This is a genomic window from Pseudomonas sp. DG56-2 (assembly GCF_004803755.1).
Lineage (GTDB): Bacteria > Pseudomonadota > Gammaproteobacteria > Pseudomonadales > Pseudomonadaceae > Aquipseudomonas > Aquipseudomonas auratipiscis.
On the sequence record NZ_CP032311.1, the window covers coordinates 2572910 to 2591115 of the forward strand.

Here is an 18206-nt window from a genome sequence, read left to right on the forward strand (position 1 = left end):
TTCAACCCGAAAACACGCATCAGTGAACACTGCCCCAGAAAAGTGCGCCGAAGTGTCTAGCCTGCAGCTTATACGGCTTGTTGCAATCAGCTGGCGGTGACGCGCTTGAGTCGGTAACTTGGTCTCAGGATGACATCACCGCTCATGGAAGAGATTCGCCATTGACCTGAAAGTAAGTGAGTATGGACACCAAGAGACCGTCAACCTTTACCTATCAAGCGGTGTATCGCTACCTCGTCGAGCTGATAGAGGCCAGCGATCCGCAAATCGAGCAGCGATTACCCTCGTTGCGGCAGCTTGCATTGCGACTGAATGTTTCTGTTTCTTCCACTAAATACGCCTATTCCCTGCTCGAAGACGAGGGGAGGATCTACGCCCGGCCCAAGTACGGCTACTTCACTCGGACCATGCCCGGCACCCTCGTTGGGGAAGAGTCGCCTAACCTGCTGGACAATGTCTTCACCAATGCCCGTCAGCCGGGAATGCTTGCCTTGAGCAGTGACGCTCCGGCCATGCTGTTATCGCTGGAAAAGCCGCTGCTGATGATAGAGCGGGAGTTGGCGCGCCAGTACCCGCGCTCCCATGCACCGCTCTATCAACCGTTCGGAGAGCCGGAGCTGCGCAGTGTCCTGGCCGATCGGTACACCTGTTCGACCCAGAGTTACTGGCAGGCTGAACACGTCTATATCGGTTCGGACCTGCGTAGTGTGTTGGACACCGCCCTCTGTGCATTGCAGCTCGAAGGAAGCGTGGCGCTGGTCGAGTCGCCCTGTTCGTGGGCAGTGTTACGTCAATTGCAGGCGGCCAGAATTCGCGTGATCGAAGTAGCGCTGGGGGAAGATGGCCGTTTCGATCTGGCAGCCCTTGAGCAAACCCTGCGCAAGGAGCCAGTGCGCCTTGCCGTCTTTTCTTCGACCATGAGTATCCCACATGGCGGTTTGATGCCAGCGCAGGACAAGCAACAGATCTGCCGTTGGCTGGCGGAGCGAGACATCTGGCTGTTTGAAAATGACAGCTATGGCGAGTTTTGTTTCACCCCCGGCGCAAGCCGCTTTCGCGACTTCGCCGACCCGCAGAGGCTCTTGGTATTTTCCACGATCGACAAGATCGTCGGCTCCGAGGCGCCATTCGGTTACTTGCTCTGCCGAAGGTACGTTCCGCAATTGCATCGCTTGTTTCTGGATCGCGCATTTCGCTTGTCACCGATTCGCCAGAAGGCCATTGCCAAGTTGTACAGTTCGCGACGTATCGACCAACATCTGATCGCTTTGCGGGCGCTGCTGCATGAGCGTATGCGCTGCATGAAGGCGCTGTTGCACGAGCATGTCCAAGAGCAATTTCGCATTGTCGAACCGCATGGGGGTGCGACCTTCTGGCTCGAGGCCGCACGCCCGGTGGACATGCGGCACGTGTTCGATAGCTTGCTGGCGCAGCGCGTGGTCATTGCGCCTGGGGAAATCTTCAGCCTGCAGGGCGCCTGGCGGCATCATCTGCGGTTGAGCTACACCTTGGACTGGTCCAAGGATATTCCCCAGGCACTGCAGCGCCTGGCCCAAGCGACCGATCAGGTGTGTCAGACACCATAGCAATGACGAATTTCCGGGAAGCGGCTGTCGCGTACTTCTTCGGCATACTGATTACACGCATCACGAATGATGGCGCCGACATCGGCGTAGCGTTTGACGAATCGCGGTACAGGATCCGCACTCAGGCCCAACAGGTCTTCGGTTACCAGTACCTGACCATCACAAGCCGGTGACGCTCCGATACCGATAGTGGGCACCTTGCTGTCCAGGGTGATCTGGCGCGCGATGCCTTCGGCGACCCCCTCCAGCAGCAGGCTGAAAGCACCAGCCTCGACGTTGGCGCGGGCATCCTCGGCGATGATCGCCGCGGCTTCGGGCGTCATTCCCTGGGCTTTGAAACCACCCATGGTATTGACGAACTGTGGCATCAAACCGACGTGGGCCATTACTGGAATGCCGCGCTGGACGAGGAATTCGATGGTGCCAGCCAGGGCCTTGTTGGCTTCTAGCTTGACTGCGTCACATCCAGTACGCGAAAGCACTTGGGCACAGTTGCGAAAGGCTTGCTCGCTGGATTCCTGATAACTGCCGAACGGCATATCAGCTATCACACAGGCAAGCTTGGTGCAGTCGACTACCGCCCGGGTATGGGCGATGGTCTCCTCCAACTGCATGCTCAGCGTCGAGGTGCGGCCATAGGCGACCATCGCCGTGGAGTCACCGACCAGGATGAAATCGACGATAGGGTCGATCAGCCTGGCAATCGAGCTGGTGTATGCCGTCAACGACACGATTTTTTCCTGGCCTTTCATTGCGACCAGCTGTGGAACCGTCATGCGTTTGCTACGGGTAAGTGTGCTCATCAGTGGTTTCCTGTGATGTGGTTGAGCCCCTCAGGACGGGGACATCCGGGCGTTACAGCCAGTCTTGCTCCCATGTACGCCAGGCGTGATGGTCCTGGTTAATGCAGTCGGCGCTCGGGTGCAGCAGGAACACCGCGCCCGGCGAACTGTTAAGGTCGATGGTCGGGGTTGTCTGACGGCCATCGGCGAAACGAAAACGTGCGCTGTGGAAACTGGCCAGGGTGCTCAGTTGCTCCTGTACGCAGGCCAGGTCGAACGGCGCGGAGCGCCGAGTGATCAGGTTCAACGTGCAGCAATGGTTGAGCAGGCGATATCGGCGGGGTACGGCCGCAAGTGCATGGGGTGTCAAGTACTTGCGGCATGTCAGGCTGACTTGATCATTACCGGTGGCCGCTTGCAGGGCGTCGGGGTTGGCCAGGCCGGAAACACGTGCGCCGGTTTCCAGCAGGCGCGGCCCATTGGCGGTGAGGATGACCTCGGTATGGGCGGGTCCATGAGCAATGGCCAGGGCGTCGAGCACGCCTTCGACGTAATCGATCAACCCATCCAGTTGTTCGGCATCAGCGGGCAGCAAGTGTTCGCGGTCGTAGATCTTGCGCCCGTCGGCACTCAGGGTCTTGGTGCTTTTCCAGGCATCTGTAATCCAGTGCCTACCCTCATGGCTGACAGTGTTGATGATGTACTCGTCACCTTCCAGGTACTCCTGCAGCAACAACGCCTGGTTGGCGCACATCATCAGGTTGGTGGTGCCAAGAATGCAGGCGACTGCGTGTTGCAACTGCGTCATGTCGTGGCAGATGAACACGTTGTCGGAGCCCGCGCTGTCCAGTGGCTTGACCACCACCGGCTTGCTTGCTCGCGCCAGGAACCACGCGGCGGCTTGTGCGGGGCTATCGGTGCGTAGCTGCTCTGCTACCGGCAGGCCGACACGGGCAACCTGTTCGGCCATCAGTGATTTGTCTCGACGGGCTGCAGAGTGTTCGGGGTCGTTGCCGGGCAACCCCAGTCTTGCCGCCAGATAGTCTGCCAGTTCGACGCCAAACTCACTGCCGGTGAGCACTGCCGCCGGTTGCTGGGCAGCCAATTGCTCGACCAGCGCTTCAATACCGAGCGCCTGGATACTGTAGTGGACCTGGAAGCATTCCTGCGGGCAGCTTGCCGCGAAGGCGTCGGGCATATCGCTGCGCGAGGTGACGTGCAACAGCGGGCGCTGCGCGGCCAGGATGCGCGCCAACATGGCACCGGTCGAGTACGCGTCGACCAACACCAAAGGCGCCAGGTCGGGGTCAATGCAAGGGTTGGTCATAACGATTTACCGTGTAGTGCAGCATTGCAAACAATTCGTCGGAACGGATGCCTGGCCCGGTCACGGACAAGCCGCTGCTGCGCGGCAGCGGCAAATTGCCGACATTGGCCCAGCGCAGTGCGCCGGCGGCATCGATGCGCGTGGTGGCGCGTCCGAGGTTGTCGGGGTGCAGGCAGTAGGGAATGTCCAGCAGGCCCCTGGTGAAAGCCAGGACCAGGGCAACACCGAGGTCGTTGTGCAAGTTGCGTACTTGCTCCACCAGTTGCCGGGCTTCAAACAAGACTTCCTGGTAATAACCTGCACTGGCCGGGTCGTGCGCCAGAGGTGGTTCTGCAGCCACGCCGGACGCCATGCTCAAGGCGTCGAGGTTGTCCTGCACCGACGGGATTTGCCTGGATTCGGCGACGGTCTTGACGATCAAGCGTTCGCAGCCAGCCATGCTGGCCAGGCGCGCGCTGTCACAGATCAGGCGTCGGGCACCATGGTCGGAAGTCGGGAACACGCCCATGTACGAATACACCACCACGTGCCAGTGAATGCCGTCCAGGTAGTCATCCGCCAGTTCACGCAGTGCCTGCAGGGCGCCCAGGTCTTGCGCCATGCTCGTGCCCTGAGCGTAACTGAGTGACACGCTGCGAATGCCGTGTTGGCGGAAGAACAAGGCCTCAAGCAAGCTCATGGCGATGAGCAGGGAAGGCGGGCACAGTTGCCCGAGCAAACAGCCACCGAAGCTCTCGATATGTCCATGCGCGCTGGCATCGGCCAGCAGTTGGCAGCTCTCGGCCCAGGCCGCCACCGCTTGAACCAGCGGCAGGCGGCTGTAGGGCATGCAATAGGACACCGGCCCGCCTTCGGTTGCGTCAAGCCCCAGTGCTGCCATGCGCTTGAAGATAGTTTGTGGTTGCGCCGTACCGTGGCGAACCTGGATCGGGAAGCGTGGGCCATACAGCCCGCGCAGAAGCGCCTGCACGGCAGGCAACGAATGGCTGACAATCGGAAAACCATTCAAGGCGCTGCCGCTGTTCAAACACTGCGCAGCGCTGTGGTAATCACCGACGCGGGTGTAGCTGTCCAGGGTGATCGTGCCCAGGGTCGGGCATGAGAGCTCGGCTACCGCGCTGAGGCCGGCACGCATCTGCTCAATCTCAGCGAAGCCCATGCGCGGCTGTACGACAAGTTGGCCTTCAGCGCTGGCCTGTTCGATGAAGGTCTGGAAGTAACCGCCAGTTGGCTGGTGCATGAATCAGCGCCCCGAAACCAATTCGACCACTTCTACACCGGTAACCGGATCGATACGGGCGATTCGTCCCTTGTGCGGGTCACCGGCGCGCACCCGAGCGATCAGGCTACAGTCGCTGTCAAAATCGATCAGTCCATGGTTATAGAGACTGTGCAGAGCGCTCAAAGGCAGGCCACTGACTTCGCTCAGCCACACAGCCAAGTCATTTTGTTGGCGGCTTGCAGCGAGTACTTCATGCAGCGCCTGCAGGTCACCCAGACGGTGCGGGTGGCACAAGGTGAGGAACTGCGAGAGGGTACGACCACGGTCGACGAAGGGCGCGAACTGCATACACACCAGCTGGCTTTCATTCAGGCCAAAGGCGTCACTGGCGAATCGGTTAGCCAATGCCCGGCGCGCGTCCTTGCCCTGAGGTGTGGCATAGGGGGCGAGCGCCAGTTGCAGCAGGCGTTCGGGCATTTCCTTCTTGCGCATCAACGCCTGGGCCAGATCCAGGTATTCGTCGATGCCCTGGTGGTACTCTCGGCCGTGGACATACTGCGCCTTGAGCCCACGCAGGTGCGCCATGAGCATGGGGTTGGCACAGTCCGATTCGGTGAAGCTGAAGGCCAGTTCCTCAAAGCGGAAGTCGAGAAACTCGGTGATAAGTTCCCAATGATCATCAACCCGATAGCTGACCAGATCATAGATGCTGATGAACGCCGGATCGGCGCTGGCGCTACCACTGGCGACGCGACGTTCGGCACGCTGCTGGTCGAAGCCCTCGCCGAACAGTTCGTCGAAATAGTGCTGGGCGACGCCGTCGAGCGCCTGTAGCAACCCGCGAAAGCCTTCGCGCCGACAGGCAGCCACGTCCAACCCCAAACGCTCGGCCAGGCGCATGATCCAGGTGAAGTAATGTTTCTGTTCTTTGCGCGAGTCGCCGGTGACCACGGCGTTGACCCCACCTTGCCACCAGGCGGCACGGCCATAGAAGTCAGCCACCGCCAGGTTGCAGCTGTTGCAAAAGGTCGGGCGTCCATCCCCCGCCGTGCGGTGGCCGTTCATCAACACATCGAAGCGGTTGATGTCGCGTACCGCATCGGGAAATGGCAGGTGACGCGCAAACGGACGGATCTGCTGATGGTCGACAACCAGCATTTCCACTCTGGCGTCGTTATACAGGCCCAAGGCCTGGTAGACCCGGTCGATGTTGGCCATGACCGCGTCGGGTACCCCGGCGTGACGCATGTTGGCGATGCGCAGGTGGAAGGTCTGGCCGTGCAATACATTCAGGTGCAGTTGCACCGCGCGAATCAGAGACACTGTATAAGAGCTGTCTTTGCCGCCGCCGTAGGCAACCATCAGCTTGTAGGCGGGCAGGGCAGCAACGCTGCCGGCAGCGGCGATCAGGCGCTCGCCGAGGGTGACTACTGCGGCCCGATCGACCGGACTCAGGTAGCCGTTGAGTGTTTCCAGCATTGGCACATCGAGTGTGCTCGGGCTCAGAGCGATGTTCATAACGGTTCAGCCTGGAATTGAAAGTGTGTGATGACGTGCTGGATGTCGCGCTCGATATCCGTTTCGTTGGCGCCGGTGAAGATAAAACGCCCGCTGTGCAGTGCGTCGTAGCCACCGCCGGCCTCCAGTACCTCGCCAGGCGCGGGTAGCAGTGAGCGCCACAGGCTGGGCACTTCAGGTCCTTGCGCGTTGATCACCCGGCATGGCAACTGCGCAGGTTTTGGAATGATCAACCAGCCGCCGCTGGGGTCCTGTGCATTCGCGACCACCTGGGGTGGCAGGCCGATCAGGCGTTTGAGCCAGTGTTCATAAAGGTTCACACCGAAAATCTCGTTGATCAGGTGCGGCACCTCACTGCCGCCCACCCGGCCGCCGACTTCAAGGAACACCAGTTCGCCATCGTCATTGACGAAGATCTCCAGATGAAAGGCGCTGCTGTGCAGGTCCAGGGCCTGAAGGCAGCGTTGGCTGAACGATTCGATCCGTGTGCGCAAAGGCGAGTCCTGGACGATCACCGAGCCCAGTGGCTGGTTGCTGGCAAAGTCCAGGCAACTGTTGATGTAGCGCGACACCACCTGGAACGGCACACAACCCTGTTCGTCGGTGAAGCCGTCGATGTGATAGACCTGGCCCTGGATGAAGGCTTCGACTTCATAGCGTTGCAGCTCGACACCACTGAGCAGCGCTATGAGCGATGGCTCGTCGGTTGCCTTGCCGACACCAATGCTTGCGGCGCCGTCCACGGGTTTGACGATCACCGGGTAGCCAATTTCTGCCGCGAACGCCAGGGTTTGTTCCAGTGACTGGCAGCGGGTGAACGTCGGCACCGCCAGGCCATGGTCTTGAAGGATTTCCTTCATGCGCGCCTTGTCGCGGTAGACCGCAACCTGCGCAGGGCCGTGGCCAGGAATATTCAAGGTCTGACGAACCCGGGCAGCGATCTCCAGAGTGAACTCGGAAAGGGCAATCAGCAGATCCACTGGGCCGACCTTGGCCACAATCTCGCTCACCGCTGCCAGCAGTTGTTCGTACTGATTGACGTCCTGGACTTGCACCAGGTGCGCAATGTCCTCTCGAGGCGTGAGCACCCCTTCGGCGCCAGGGCCGTCGACCACGTAGCTGATGCGGTGCAGGTGATGATCGAAGAAATGTTCGTATTGGGTCAGCTCGTTGTCCCAGCGTTCACTGTCGACGAAGCGAGGCCAGCGGTTGACGATGACGATATGCATGAAGGTAATCCTTTGAAAGGGAGTGTGGCTGGCCTCAGGTCCAACTTAGCGCAGTGTCTGTCCCGAGCACGAAGGGCGGCCTCGCGCGCTTTTTGAAGGTGTCCAGGTAGCATTCGAAGGCTGCAATCGCATCGGCCTCGATGAACACCTGGTCGAAGCCGGCCGTGAGCAGTTGCTGGCGAACCGCTCGTGTCTGGTCCTGTGAAGTCGTGAGTTTGCCGCCGATAACGCAGGGCAGGTTGGGGTAGCGCCGACGGATCTCTTCGATCAGCGCCAAACCCTGGTAATGGCCATGGCCGTTGACGCTACTGATCACCAGCAACTGCGTGCGCCCTTGAGCCAGTACCTGCAGAATGTCTTCCACCGGCGTGCAGCTCCCCAGGTTCTTCACCGACACGCCGTGCTCGCTCAGCCATAACTGCAGGTAGACCAGGTTCCACATATGGGCGTCGGATTCGACGGTAGCCAGTAGACAGGTGTGTTCTCCGTTCATGCATATGCCTCCATGGCGCAAGGGGAAATATCCAGTGCCGCGCGAACGCGGCGGATCGTCGATTGCAACAACGTGCCGGGCACGTTCAACGGTCAATACACCGAAGCCAACTGCGGTCATGCATGCTGTTGTTCCAGTTGCGCCTCCAGGGCTCGCAGGCGCGGCAATACATGACGGCAAAAACCTCGCATTTCGTCGCGGGTCGGCCAGCCGGAGAAAATGAACTCGCTGACCCCGACTTTCTTGTACTCGATCAGGTATTGGGCAACCTCCTCGTAGCTGCCTACCACACACAGTGCCGGCCCCCCACGGTAGGCCACGGCGCCTGACCAGAGCATCGGTGAAAGCCAGTCATGTTCAGCGCCTTCGGCAAGGCGGAAAGAGGTTTTGACTGCCTCTGAGTCGCAGCGGGCGACAAACTGGCGAACCCATTCGCGGTGTTGGTCGTCGGGGTTCTGCATCATCTGTTCGACGGCGGCCAGCGCCTCTTCGCGGGTTTCCCGGGCGAGGATGTGCATACGAATACCCACCGCGCAACCCGCCTCAAGCACGTTGCCGCTGGCGGCGGCGATGCCTTCCGGGGTGTCGCCATAGCGCAGCCAACAATCACTGTGCGAGACGGCAATGTGCTGAGCGATGTCTGAAGCACCACTGATGTAGATGCGCGGGCGTTCATTGTCTTTGAAGGGCAACCCCAGTTGCGCCTGCTCGATGCGGTAGTGGGTACCTTGGTGGCTGAGTGGACTTTCGCCTTTCCAGAACCGATGAAGAATGTCGAGAAATTCGCGGGTGCGCTCGTAGCGACCGTCGTGGGCGACAAAATCGCCGTAGAAGGCTTGCTCATCAGGGGAAATTCCGGCCACCAGGTTCAGCGCGATGCGCTTGTCCGACATCCACGATACGGTGTTGACGATCTGGGTGAACAGCGTCGGCGGCAGCAGACCGGGACGGTAGGCAAGGATGAAATTGACGCGGCTGGTCTCGCGCACGAGCGCGCCGATCATCGGTAGTGGGTCGGGCATGTGGTAGCTGATACCCATCAACAATGAGTCGATCCCCAGTTCGTCAGCTTCCTGGGCAAAATCAACGATGCCAGCGAAGTCCAGTGCGCCGGTGTTGTATTTGTCGCTGGCCTTCTGCTGGCCGCTGTCGAGGGGGGAGCACCAGTGAATTTTCAGGTCGGGCATGGGCTTTCTCCAGGCGATACCCATCATCTGCCATGCAAGGCCGATGAGGTAAGAGAGAGGGAAGAGAGAATTAGAACAGGAAGTTGCTGGCGACCGTGCGATCGAACAGGGCGACATCGCGTATATGGCGTTTGCCACAGATGAACTTCAGCAAACGCTCGATACCCAGGCCACCACCGGCACTTGGGTGTAGCAGCCCGCGCTTTGCGAACTCCAGGTAATTGGCGAAGGGTGCGAGATCCATCGACAGTTCTTCCATGCGATGGAGGATCTGCTCGTACTCGAATTCGCGCTCGGCACCCGACAAGGCTTCGCCGTAGCTGTCCGGATAGATCAGGTCGTAGTTGTTGTAATGACCACGTTTGCCCGGGGTTTCCCGGTCGTAGAATTCGCGCTTGTAGTTAGTGACGAAGAAAGGCGTGTTGGCCTTGGCCGACATAATTTTCTCGAAGTCATCACCGTGTTCGGCGCGCAACTCATCGGAGCTGTACACCGCAAAGGCCGTTTCAAAGTGCGGCAGTTGGCGCCCTAACTGTGTCAATTGTTCCCCACAGTGCTCGCGAATCTCGGCCAGTGTGTGCTTGACCAGCCCTTCGATCAGGGCCATCGCCTGCTGCATGTTGCCATTGCGTATTTCGAAGTCGAACTGCGAAAACTCCAACAGATGGTTGACCGAGTCCTTTATCTCCGGCTTCTCCAGGCGAATGTTAGGCGCGACGATAAAAATTCGCTCATGGCCCTTGGCGGTCAATGCCAGCTGTTTGTGAAATATCATGCTGGCCGTCAGTTTCAGGCGACGATCCTGATACTGGATTTCGGCTGGAAAGACCGCATGGTTCAGCGGATCTGTGATCGGAGACATCAGAATCGGCAGCAACTGTTTAAAGTCGCGATCGAGCAGATACTGCTGCAGCGCCTGCAGCATACGACCTCGAATCACCGCGATCGCCTCTACGTCAGGGTGCGAAAAATCGTCGAATTTACGCTGAACTTCTTCCATGTTGCGCTCAATAGTCGGCAGGTGGAGCACCCGATTATTGGTGAAAGCAACAAAAACTCAATGTACAGATTTTCCCTAAAAAGCAACCCAGCGGACGCTCTGTATTGCCCCCCGAAGTGATTGCGCAGAGCATTACCTGCTTCCAAGGCTTGTACCGAGAACCGCCATGACTGCCGCTGATGACTTGCGCCGATTTTCCCGCTCCGACTACAAAACGCTGGGTCTGGCTGCGTTGGGTGGCGCCTTGGAAATCTACGATTTCATCATCTTCGTGTTCTTTGCACTGACATTGAGTGAGCTGTTCTTTCCACCGCAGATGCCAGAGTGGCTGCGGTTGTTGCAGAGCTTCGGAATCTTCGTTACTGGATATTTGGCGCGCCCCTTGGGCGGTATCCTCATGGCGCATTTCGCCGACCGCCTGGGACGCAAGCGGGTGTTCACCTTGAGCATCCTGATGATGGCGTTGCCATGCCTGCTGATCGGAATAATGCCAACTTACGCCCAGATTGGTTACCTGGCGCCGTTGCTGCTGCTTTTGCTCCGGATTCTGCAGGGGGCTGCCGTGGGCGGCGAGGTGCCCAGCGCCTGGGTATTTGTCGCCGAACATGCGCCACCGGCGCATCGGGGCTATGCCCTTGGGGTGCTGCAGGCCGGGTTGACCTTTGGCTACCTGTTAGGGGCCTTGATGGCCACCTGGTTGGCCCGCGCCTACAGCACCGCAGAAATTCTCGAATTTGCCTGGCGGATTCCTTTCCTGGTGGGTGGCGTGTTCGGCGTTATCGGTGTCTGGCTGCGACGCTGGTTGAGTGAAACACCGGTTTTCGTTGCCCTGCAGCAGCGTCGGGGTGTAGATGACCAATTGCCACTGGGCAGGGTATGGCGTGAGCATCGCGACGCGATCGTGCCGGCCATGTTGCTCACCTGTGTGCTGACCTCGGCTGTGGTCGTGCTGGTGGTGGTAACGCCAACGGTAATGCAGAAGAGCTTCGCTATCAGCGCCAGTCAAACCTTCGCGCTCAGTAGCCTGGGCATTGTGTTTCTCAACATTGGCTGCGTACTGGCGGGGCTGCTTGCCGATCGCATTGGCGCCTGGCGCGCCCTGATGCTTTACAGCGTGTCGCTGCCCTTTGGCGTGATTGTGTTGTACAGCGCCCTGATCAACGACAGCCAGCTGATCGCGCTGGCTTATGCCTTGGCCGGCTTGAGCTGCGGCGTGGTCGGTGTGGTGCCATCGCTGATGGTTGGTTTGTTCCCCCCGCGGGTGCGGGTATCGGGCATATCGCTGACCTACAACATTGCCTACGCGCTCTGGGCAAGCACTACGCCGTTGATGCTGATCGCGCTCATGCCTATCAGTGCCTGGGCCAGTGTTGGCTACAGCCTGGCCATGGGTGGTGTTGGCATCTGCACCGCTTTTTTCTACGGCTTTGGTCATCGGGCACAACGACGCGCCGCACTTGCTGCCCGGGGTTGACCCGCTGGTTGCCCAAAGGATCTGGAGACGCCATGAACACCCTTCGTGAGAATGCTGTCAGCGACCTGCACGATGTGTCTGCTGTAAGACTGCTTGCCCTGTTCGCCAACAAAGCGTTGTCCCCCCTGGAATACCATGAGCATTTGATTGCCCATATCCAGCGCTGGGAGCCTTACCTGCATGCGTTGTACACCTTCGATGCGCAGCAGGTTCATGAGCAGGCAGCAGCCTCCACTCGGCGCTGGAGCCAAGGGCGTCCTCTGGGTATGCTCGATGGTTTGCCGGTTACCATCAAGGAACTGATCAACACGAAGGGCGATTGCAATAACCTTGGTTGCGCGGCCATCGAACCGGTACCCGAACGTGTTGACGCACCTCCGGCGGCACGCATGCGCGAGGCGGGCGCGATCATTCTCGGCAAGACCACCGTGCCTGACTTCGGCATGTTGTCGTCCGGGCTGTCGAGTCTGCATGGGTTGACGCGCAACCCGTGGGACCTGAGCTGCAATCCCGGAGGTTCAAGTGCTGGCGCTGCGGCCGCTGCAGCCGCCGGTTACGGCCCGATGCACATCGGTACCGACATCGGTGGTTCAATACGACTGCCCGCCGCCTGGTGCGGGTTGGTGGGTTTCAAACCCACCTTGGGGCGCGTTCCTATCGACCCTTACTATACTGGCCGCTGCGCCGGTCCGATGACCCGTACCCTGGACGACTGCGCATTGATGATGCGCTATCTGAGCCGCCCCGATGCACGAGACGCCACCAGCCTGCCGTTCCAGGCCTGCGACTGGTCGTTGGCGACGCAATCGGTGCAAGGCTTGAAAGTCGGCCTGATGCTTGATCCCGGTGTCGGTCTTGAACCCTGTGATCAAGTGCTAGGCGCAGTTCGTGAGGCCGCGCGGTTTTTTGAACGCCATGGCGCGCAGGTGCGAGAGGTGGCACCGGTGATGAACCGGGCGTTGCTGCAAGGGGTCGACAATTTCTGGCGGGCGCGGCAATGGAGCCAGTTGCAGTCACTGGTGCCGCAACGAATGGAGCGGATGTTGCCGTACATTCGCGAATGGGCCGAAAGCGCGCAGACCCTGAATGCGCAGCAGGCTGTCGAAGGTTTTAACCAGACCTTTGAAATTCGCCGTCGCGCCGCTGCATTGTTTGCCGAGTTCGACCTGCTGTTGTCGCCCACCAATCAGGTCAGCGCTTTCCCGGCTTATTGGGCATCGCCAACCAATGATCCGGCGCAGCCGTTCGAGCACATCGCCTTTACCCTGCCATGGAACATGGGCGAGCAACCGGCGCTGTCGATCAATTGCGGATTCACCGCCCTGGGTATGCCTATCGGCCTGCAACTGGTTGGACCACGCTTTGCTGATCATTGGTTGCTGCAAATAGCCAAGACCTATGAAAACTGGCGGGGGCCGATCATCAATTGGCCAGCACCGCCAATGTCGTAAGCCGCAACGCAGGAAGCGATGCCCTCTCTACAGGTTTGTTTGAAATGGATGTTCGTTTATTGCTGCTGGGACTGGCCAGCGGTTGGGCATGGCAAAGTAGCCTGGCACATGGCGTGGAGGCCGGTGGTTTGCTTGCCGACAGTCAACTGGATCTTGATCTGCGCCACTATTACGCCTATCAGCACACCCAGCGCTCGACTTACCTGGGGATTCAGAAACCCGGCCGGTTGCAGCCCACCCGGGTACGTGAAACCTGGGTGCAGAGCGCCATGCTGGGCTGGCGCTCGGGCTATACCGCGGGTGTCGTCGGCTTTGGATTGGACGCCAGCGTGTTTGGCGCGGCGAATCTTGAGCGTGGGCACGGCAAGGTCGCCAACGGCGCTGATCGGGTGCTGGTTGATAGCGCCGGTGATGCGCTATCCACCTGGAGTCGATTGGCTGTGGCCGATGTGAAGGTGCGCCTGCGTGATACAGAGCTCAAGGTGGGCCGGGTGATGACCGAAAACCCGATCCTGCGTTACAAGGACAACCGCGCCCTGCCTTCGAGCTTTCAAGGCGTGGCGCTGTACAGTCAGGAGGTGGAAGGTGTGTCACTGCAGGCGGGCAGCTTCCAGCGCGCAATACCGCGCACCGGTACGGGCAGTGAGCGCCTGACGACCACCTTCGGTAACCGCCAGTACTCGGGCGAGCGCATCAGTTATCTCGGCGGCCAACTGAAACTGGCCCAAGGTGCGCAGATGAGTTTGTACGCTTCGCGCTTCGAAGATATGTGGCAGCAGACCTACCTCGGAGTCGGCCTGCAGGTCGGTGATCGCGCAACCCTGGCGCTGAAAACCGCGTTCAATTACTACCACACCGAGGATCAGGGGGCGCAGCACCTGGGCTATATCGACAACGACGCTTACAGCCTGGCCCTTGGCGTGGCCCACCAGGCGCATAGCTTGACCCTGGCTTGGCAACAGATCTTCGGTGACGAGTACTTCGACTACGTCTGGGAGTCGACGGGCAACTACATGGCCAATTCGCTGTACTCGGATTACAACGGACCGAACGAAAAGTCCTGGCAGGTGCGCTATGACCTGGACTTCGCACCACTCGGGGTACCGGGGCTGAGCATGAGCCTCTGGCATGCCAAGGGCTGGAGCATTGATGGCAGTCACTACCGCGGCGATCGCAAGGGCCGTAATACCGGCTATAACGTGCGCGGGTTGGATAACGCCAGCCATGCCGAGAATGGTTTGATGCTGGCGTATGTAGCGCAATCAGGGTGGCTTGAACGCTCGGTGTTTCGCACCATCGTCTATAACCACCGTGCCGAGGGGGGGCAGGTTGATGGCAGTTATGACGAGGTACGGTTGGTGATCAATGTACCGGTGAAAATATTCTGAGCGCGGGGCAAGCCCGCTTTCACAGTTAATCCGGCAGGTTCAGTCCTTGACCAGCGCGCGCAGTGCAGCCTGGGCTTGCGGGGTGTGCAAACGCTCGATGAACAGCAGGCCTTCGCGGCGCACGCAAGCGTCCAGCTCTTGGCGGTGTGTGTCTTTGAGCAGGCGCTTGCTGATCCGCAATGCCTCTTGCGGCAGGCTTTGCAGGCGTTGGGCCAATTGCACAGCAGCGTTCAGGCACTGCTCGCCATCGTCATGCAGTTCGTTGGCCAACCCCCATTGCAGCGCCTGTTCACCATTGAGTAACTCGTTACACAACAACAACCGCGCAGCACGTGCATGGCCAAGCAGCCGTGGCAGCAACAGGCTGGAACCGAATTCCGGGCATAACCCCAGGGGAACGAATGGCATGCGCAATTTGGCTGTACGGCTGACCAGCACCTGGTCGCAATGCAGTAGCAGGGTAGTGCCGATACCAATGGCAGCGCCCGAAACCGCAGCAATCAACGGCTTTTCCAGCGCCATGACAATGCGCATCAGGCGAAACACCGGGCTGTCCATGTCGCAGGGTGGATTGTCGAGAAAGTCCTTGAGGTCATTGCCGGCGCTGAAGCACTGGGCACCGCCGGTGATGATGATGACGTCTACCCGTGCGTCCCCATCGGCCGCCAATAGCAGGTCGGCCAGTTGGGTATACATGGCACTGTTCATGGCATTGAGCTTGTCTGGCCGATTGAAGGTCAGGGTCAGCAAGCCGTTGTTCAGGTCGTGAATTATCAGGTTGATCATGGCAAGCCTTTGTTGTTCTTGTCGTTGGATTCAGAAAGTGGGTGGTGTGATCACCCAGATCACTACGGCATCGACTTCACCTGGGTTGCCGTAACGGTGCGGCTCCTGGCTGGAGTAGCTGAAACTGTCGCCTTCGTTGAGCTGGAAGTAACGTTCGCCCACCCAAAGCTCGAAGCTGCCGGACAACAGATAGCCGGCTTCTTCGCCATCGTGGCTGTAGCTTTGTTGGCTGTAGGTGCCAGGCGGGAAGCGTGAGTGGAGCATCTCCAGCTCGCGGTTGGGCGGCGGGGTCAGCAACTGATCAACGATGCCATCTTCATAATGCACACTCAGGCGGCTGTTCTTGCGCACGACATAGCCGTTGTCCTGCGGGTCGGTGCTGGTCTCGCTGGCAAAAAACCACTGAATGGTCACGCCCAGGCTGCGGGCGATGTTGAACAGCGCCGGAATCGAAGGGTAGGACAAATTGCGTTCTAGCTGGCTGATGTAGCCAGCGGTCAGCTCGCTCTGCCGGGCCAACTCCGCCAGGGTCATGCCCCGGCGTTTACGCAGGCCGCGAATGCGGGTGCCGAGAAACTGCGGGGCACCAGTGCCATCCTGCTGGGGGACGGCGCTGGCGTGCGGCATCTTGCTGCTGTTGCTCATGGGGTGCTCCGAACCGCACGCTGCAAAGCCCCGGAGTATAAACAGGCTCAGAGCGTCCAGGCGACCTTCAATCCTTCGTAGATGGCCTCTTCGGCGGTGCGCGGGGCCAGGCAGTCACCGATGCGCTTCACTTCTACCAGGCCTGCAAGCTCATCGACCAAGGTATCGACCGGCTGATGGCCCTGGCACAGCACCAGGGTATCGATGTTCTCGACGATCATCGGCTCGCCGCTGGCGGTGTGTTGCAGGTACACGGTGTTGTCATCGCAACCGTAAAGACGGGCGTAAGGGGTAATGTCGATGCCAAGTTTATGTAGCTCTCCGGCCATCTGGTCGCGCACGTACAGCGGCAGGCTTTCGCCGCAGTGCGTGCCGTTGACGGCCAACTGTACCCGATGCCCGGCACGTACCAGGCGTTCGGCAATGCCAGGGCCGATCCAATCGCAGCGCCAGTCCACCACCAACACCGAGCGGCCAAGGCTGACTTCTTCACGCAGCACCTGCCAGGCGTCGACCACCTGCAGCTCCCCACCGCGTTCGAAGGCTGGCCAGTAGGGTTCGGCACCGGTAGCTACGATTACCACATCCGGTTTTTCACGTTCGACCAGGGCACGATCCACGCGAGCGTTGCGTACCACTTCGACGCCGGCCAGTTGCATCTCCCGTTGCAGATTGGTGCTGGCGCCGCCGAATTCGGCGCGTCGCGGCAGCAATTGCGCCAATTGCACCTGGCCGCCCAATTGCGCACGGGCTTCGTACAGGGTGACTGCATGCCCGCGCGCGGCGGCCACCGCGGCGGCCTTCATACCCGCCGGGCCGCCCCCGGCAACCATTACGCGTTTGCGCACCGGCGCTGCTTGCAGCTCGCCGAATTGCTGTTCCCGCCCGGTTTCCGGGTGCTGAATGCAGGAGATCGGCAGGCCGCGGTGAAAGTGGCCGATACACGCCTGGTTGCAGGCAATGCAGGCGCGAACATCCTCGGCATGACCACTGTCGGTCTTGTTCGGCATCTGCGGATCGCAGATGAGTGCACGGGTCATGCCGCAGACATCGGCCTGGCCACGGGCAAGAATCAGTTCAGCCTCCTGGGGCTGGTTGATACGCCCGGTGACGAACAGCGGAATTGCCAGGCTGGCCTTGAAGGTGCCGGCTTCACGGGCCAGGTACGCAGCTTCGATGGCCATCGGCGGGACGATATGCACGGCGCCGCCGAGCGAGGCCGAGGTGCCCGCGACGATATGCACATAGTCCAACGCTGCTTGCAGCGCCTGCACCGCGGACAAGGATTCGTCTTCACTAAGGCCTTCGGCATCGCGCTCGTCGGCGCTGATACGCAGGCCGATGATAAAGTCAGGCGCGGTCGCGGCGCGCACTGCAGCAATCACTTCACGGACAAAGCGCAAGCGCTGCTCAAGCCCGCCGTTGTAGCCATCGGTGCGCCGGTTGACCCGCGGGTTGATGAACTGCGCGGGCAGATAGCCGTGGCTGGCGACCACTTCTACGCCATCGAGCCCGGCCTGGTGCAGGCGGCGGGCGGCATCGGCGTAGCCTTGGACGATTTCGTCGATCATCGCCTGGTCCAGGGCGCGCGGCATGACCCGGAAGCGTTCATTGGGCACCGCCGAGGCTGAGTACGCCACCGCCAGCAGGCCATCGCTGGATTCCATGATTTCCCGCCCGGGGTGAAAAATCTGCGATAGCACCACGGTGCCATGGGCATGGCAGGTGTCGGCCAGGCGCCGGTAACCCTCGATGCAGGCGTCGTCGGTGGCCATCAGCACGTGGGAGGTGTAGCGCGCACTGTCGTGCACCCCGGCCACTTGCAGCACGATAAGGCCGACACCGCCTTCAGCGCGGGCCTTGTGGTAGGCAATCAGACGTTCATTGACCAGGTTGTCGGTGGGGATCGAGGTGTCGTGCCCGCTGGACATGATGCGGTTCTTCAGGCGTTTGCCACGGATGTGCAGCGGTTCGAACAGGTGCTTGAAGGTCGACATGGGGTACAGGCTCCAGCGGTTTGTAGTTTTTATTTTTCTATAAAAGTGTACCGTAAGTAAAAAATCAACTTGTTTTTTTACTAGCCATTGACTAGTTTTCGATTCACCCCGAGTCCTGGGG

14 protein-coding genes and 1 pseudogene are annotated in these 18206 nt (G+C 60.0%); 4 read left to right on the forward strand and 11 right to left on the reverse strand.

Translation table 11 applies throughout. The annotated features are described in order from the left end of the window. Positions 1-182: 182 nt before the first annotated feature. Positions 183-1586: a PLP-dependent aminotransferase family protein gene (locus D3Z90_RS11665; protein WP_136475936.1), complete on the forward strand. Its 1404-nt coding sequence runs from the start codon at positions 183-185 to the stop codon at positions 1584-1586. On the opposite strand, the gene panB is transcribed toward D3Z90_RS11665, so the two are convergent. From panB to D3Z90_RS11705, 8 genes are all read right to left on the reverse strand, one after another. Further along, positions 1574-2389, reverse strand: coding sequence for a 3-methyl-2-oxobutanoate hydroxymethyltransferase (panB, locus tag D3Z90_RS11670; RefSeq protein WP_136475937.1), 816 nt, complete (start codon positions 2387-2389; stop codon positions 1574-1576). The two genes, D3Z90_RS11665 and panB, sit on opposite strands and share 13 nt — an antisense overlap. A gap of 52 nt (positions 2390-2441) precedes the next feature. Further along, complete coding sequence (locus D3Z90_RS11675) at positions 2442-3695, reverse strand: ATP-grasp domain-containing protein (protein WP_136475938.1); 1254 nt, start codon at positions 3693-3695, stop codon at positions 2442-2444. Next, entirely contained in the window at positions 3676-4935 is a 1260-nt protein-coding gene (locus tag D3Z90_RS11680; RefSeq protein ID WP_136475939.1) for a methylaspartate mutase, read from the reverse strand. Before D3Z90_RS11680 ends, D3Z90_RS11675 begins: the two co-directional genes overlap by 20 nt. 3 nt (positions 4936-4938) lie before the next feature. After that, a complete protein-coding gene (locus D3Z90_RS11685; RefSeq protein ID WP_136475940.1) occupies positions 4939-6435 on the reverse strand; it encodes a hypothetical protein in 1497 nt (498 codons plus the stop codon). Continuing rightward, on the reverse strand, positions 6432-7664 hold the full coding sequence (locus D3Z90_RS11690; RefSeq protein ID WP_136475941.1) for an acetyl-CoA carboxylase biotin carboxylase subunit family protein: 1233 nt from the start codon (positions 7662-7664) through the stop codon (positions 6432-6434). Before D3Z90_RS11690 ends, D3Z90_RS11685 begins: the two co-directional genes overlap by 4 nt. Before the next feature lie 34 nt (positions 7665-7698). Then, positions 7699-8157, reverse strand: a complete 459-nt coding sequence (locus tag D3Z90_RS11695; RefSeq protein WP_136475942.1) for a cobalamin B12-binding domain-containing protein — start codon at positions 8155-8157, stop codon at positions 7699-7701. Positions 8158-8273: 116 nt separating this feature from the next. Then, complete coding sequence (locus D3Z90_RS11700) at positions 8274-9344, reverse strand: LLM class flavin-dependent oxidoreductase (RefSeq protein WP_136475943.1); 1071 nt, start codon at positions 9342-9344, stop codon at positions 8274-8276. 70 nt (positions 9345-9414) lie between these two features. Beyond that, on the reverse strand, positions 9415-10344 hold the full coding sequence (locus D3Z90_RS11705; protein WP_136475944.1) for an asparagine synthetase A: 930 nt from the start codon (positions 10342-10344) through the stop codon (positions 9415-9417). A gap of 166 nt (positions 10345-10510) precedes the next feature. Here D3Z90_RS11705 and D3Z90_RS11710 point away from each other — a divergent pair, with 166 nt between their 5' ends. The 3 genes from D3Z90_RS11710 to D3Z90_RS11720 are packed head-to-tail and all read left to right on the forward strand — an operon-like array spanning position 10511 to position 14657. Further along, a complete protein-coding gene (locus D3Z90_RS11710; protein WP_136475945.1) occupies positions 10511-11818 on the forward strand; it encodes an MFS transporter in 1308 nt (435 codons plus the stop codon). Between the two features lie 32 nt (positions 11819-11850). Beyond that, positions 11851-13269 carry an amidase gene (locus D3Z90_RS11715; protein WP_136475946.1) on the forward strand — a complete coding sequence of 473 codons (1419 nt, stop codon included), beginning with the start codon at positions 11851-11853 and terminating at the stop codon, positions 13267-13269. 44 nt (positions 13270-13313) lie between these two features. Beyond that, positions 13314-14657: an OprD family outer membrane porin gene (locus tag D3Z90_RS11720; RefSeq protein ID WP_136475947.1), complete on the forward strand. Its 1344-nt coding sequence runs from the start codon at positions 13314-13316 to the stop codon at positions 14655-14657. Between the two features lie 39 nt (positions 14658-14696). On the opposite strand, the gene D3Z90_RS11725 is transcribed toward D3Z90_RS11720, so the two are convergent. From D3Z90_RS11725 to D3Z90_RS11735, 3 genes and pseudogenes are all read right to left on the reverse strand, one after another. Continuing rightward, on the reverse strand, positions 14697-15443 hold the full coding sequence (locus D3Z90_RS11725) for an enoyl-CoA hydratase (RefSeq protein WP_136475948.1): 747 nt from the start codon (positions 15441-15443) through the stop codon (positions 14697-14699). A gap of 30 nt (positions 15444-15473) precedes the next feature. Continuing rightward, positions 15474-16063 (reverse strand): annotated as a pseudogene (locus D3Z90_RS11730) (helix-turn-helix domain-containing protein); the annotation flags it as partial. A gap of 72 nt (positions 16064-16135) precedes the next feature. After that, positions 16136-18085 (reverse strand): FAD-dependent oxidoreductase, encoded by a 1950-nt coding sequence (locus D3Z90_RS11735; protein ID WP_136475949.1) that lies wholly within the window; start codon positions 18083-18085, stop codon positions 16136-16138. Between the last annotated feature and the right edge of the window lie 121 nt (positions 18086-18206).

What these genes read in the sequence shown, in the direction of transcription:
- D3Z90_RS11720 (WP_136475947.1), top strand. Translation starts at nt 13,314, where the DNA reads ATGGATGTTCGTTTATTGCTGCTGGGACTGGCCAGCGGTTGGGCATGG.
- D3Z90_RS11665 (WP_136475936.1), top strand. Translation starts at nt 183, where the DNA reads ATGGACACCAAGAGACCGTCAACCTTTACCTATCAAGCGGTGTATCGC.
- D3Z90_RS11735 (WP_136475949.1), bottom strand. Translation starts at nt 18,085, where the DNA reads ATGTCGACCTTCAAGCACCTGTTCGAACCGCTGCACATCCGTGGCAAA.
- D3Z90_RS11680 (WP_136475939.1), bottom strand. Translation starts at nt 4,935, where the DNA reads ATGCACCAGCCAACTGGCGGTTACTTCCAGACCTTCATCGAACAGGCC.
- D3Z90_RS11705 (WP_136475944.1), bottom strand. Translation starts at nt 10,344, where the DNA reads ATGGAAGAAGTTCAGCGTAAATTCGACGATTTTTCGCACCCTGACGTA.
- D3Z90_RS11710 (WP_136475945.1), top strand. Translation starts at nt 10,511, where the DNA reads ATGACTGCCGCTGATGACTTGCGCCGATTTTCCCGCTCCGACTACAAA.
- D3Z90_RS11690 (WP_136475941.1), bottom strand. Translation starts at nt 7,664, where the DNA reads ATGCATATCGTCATCGTCAACCGCTGGCCTCGCTTCGTCGACAGTGAA.
- panB (WP_136475937.1), bottom strand. Translation starts at nt 2,389, where the DNA reads ATGAGCACACTTACCCGTAGCAAACGCATGACGGTTCCACAGCTGGTC.
- D3Z90_RS11685 (WP_136475940.1), bottom strand. Translation starts at nt 6,435, where the DNA reads ATGAACATCGCTCTGAGCCCGAGCACACTCGATGTGCCAATGCTGGAA.
- D3Z90_RS11695 (WP_136475942.1), bottom strand. Translation starts at nt 8,157, where the DNA reads ATGAACGGAGAACACACCTGTCTACTGGCTACCGTCGAATCCGACGCC.
- D3Z90_RS11675 (WP_136475938.1), bottom strand. Translation starts at nt 3,695, where the DNA reads ATGACCAACCCTTGCATTGACCCCGACCTGGCGCCTTTGGTGTTGGTC.
- D3Z90_RS11715 (WP_136475946.1), top strand. Translation starts at nt 11,851, where the DNA reads ATGAACACCCTTCGTGAGAATGCTGTCAGCGACCTGCACGATGTGTCT.
- D3Z90_RS11725 (WP_136475948.1), bottom strand. Translation starts at nt 15,443, where the DNA reads ATGATCAACCTGATAATTCACGACCTGAACAACGGCTTGCTGACCCTG.
- D3Z90_RS11700 (WP_136475943.1), bottom strand. Translation starts at nt 9,344, where the DNA reads ATGCCCGACCTGAAAATTCACTGGTGCTCCCCCCTCGACAGCGGCCAG.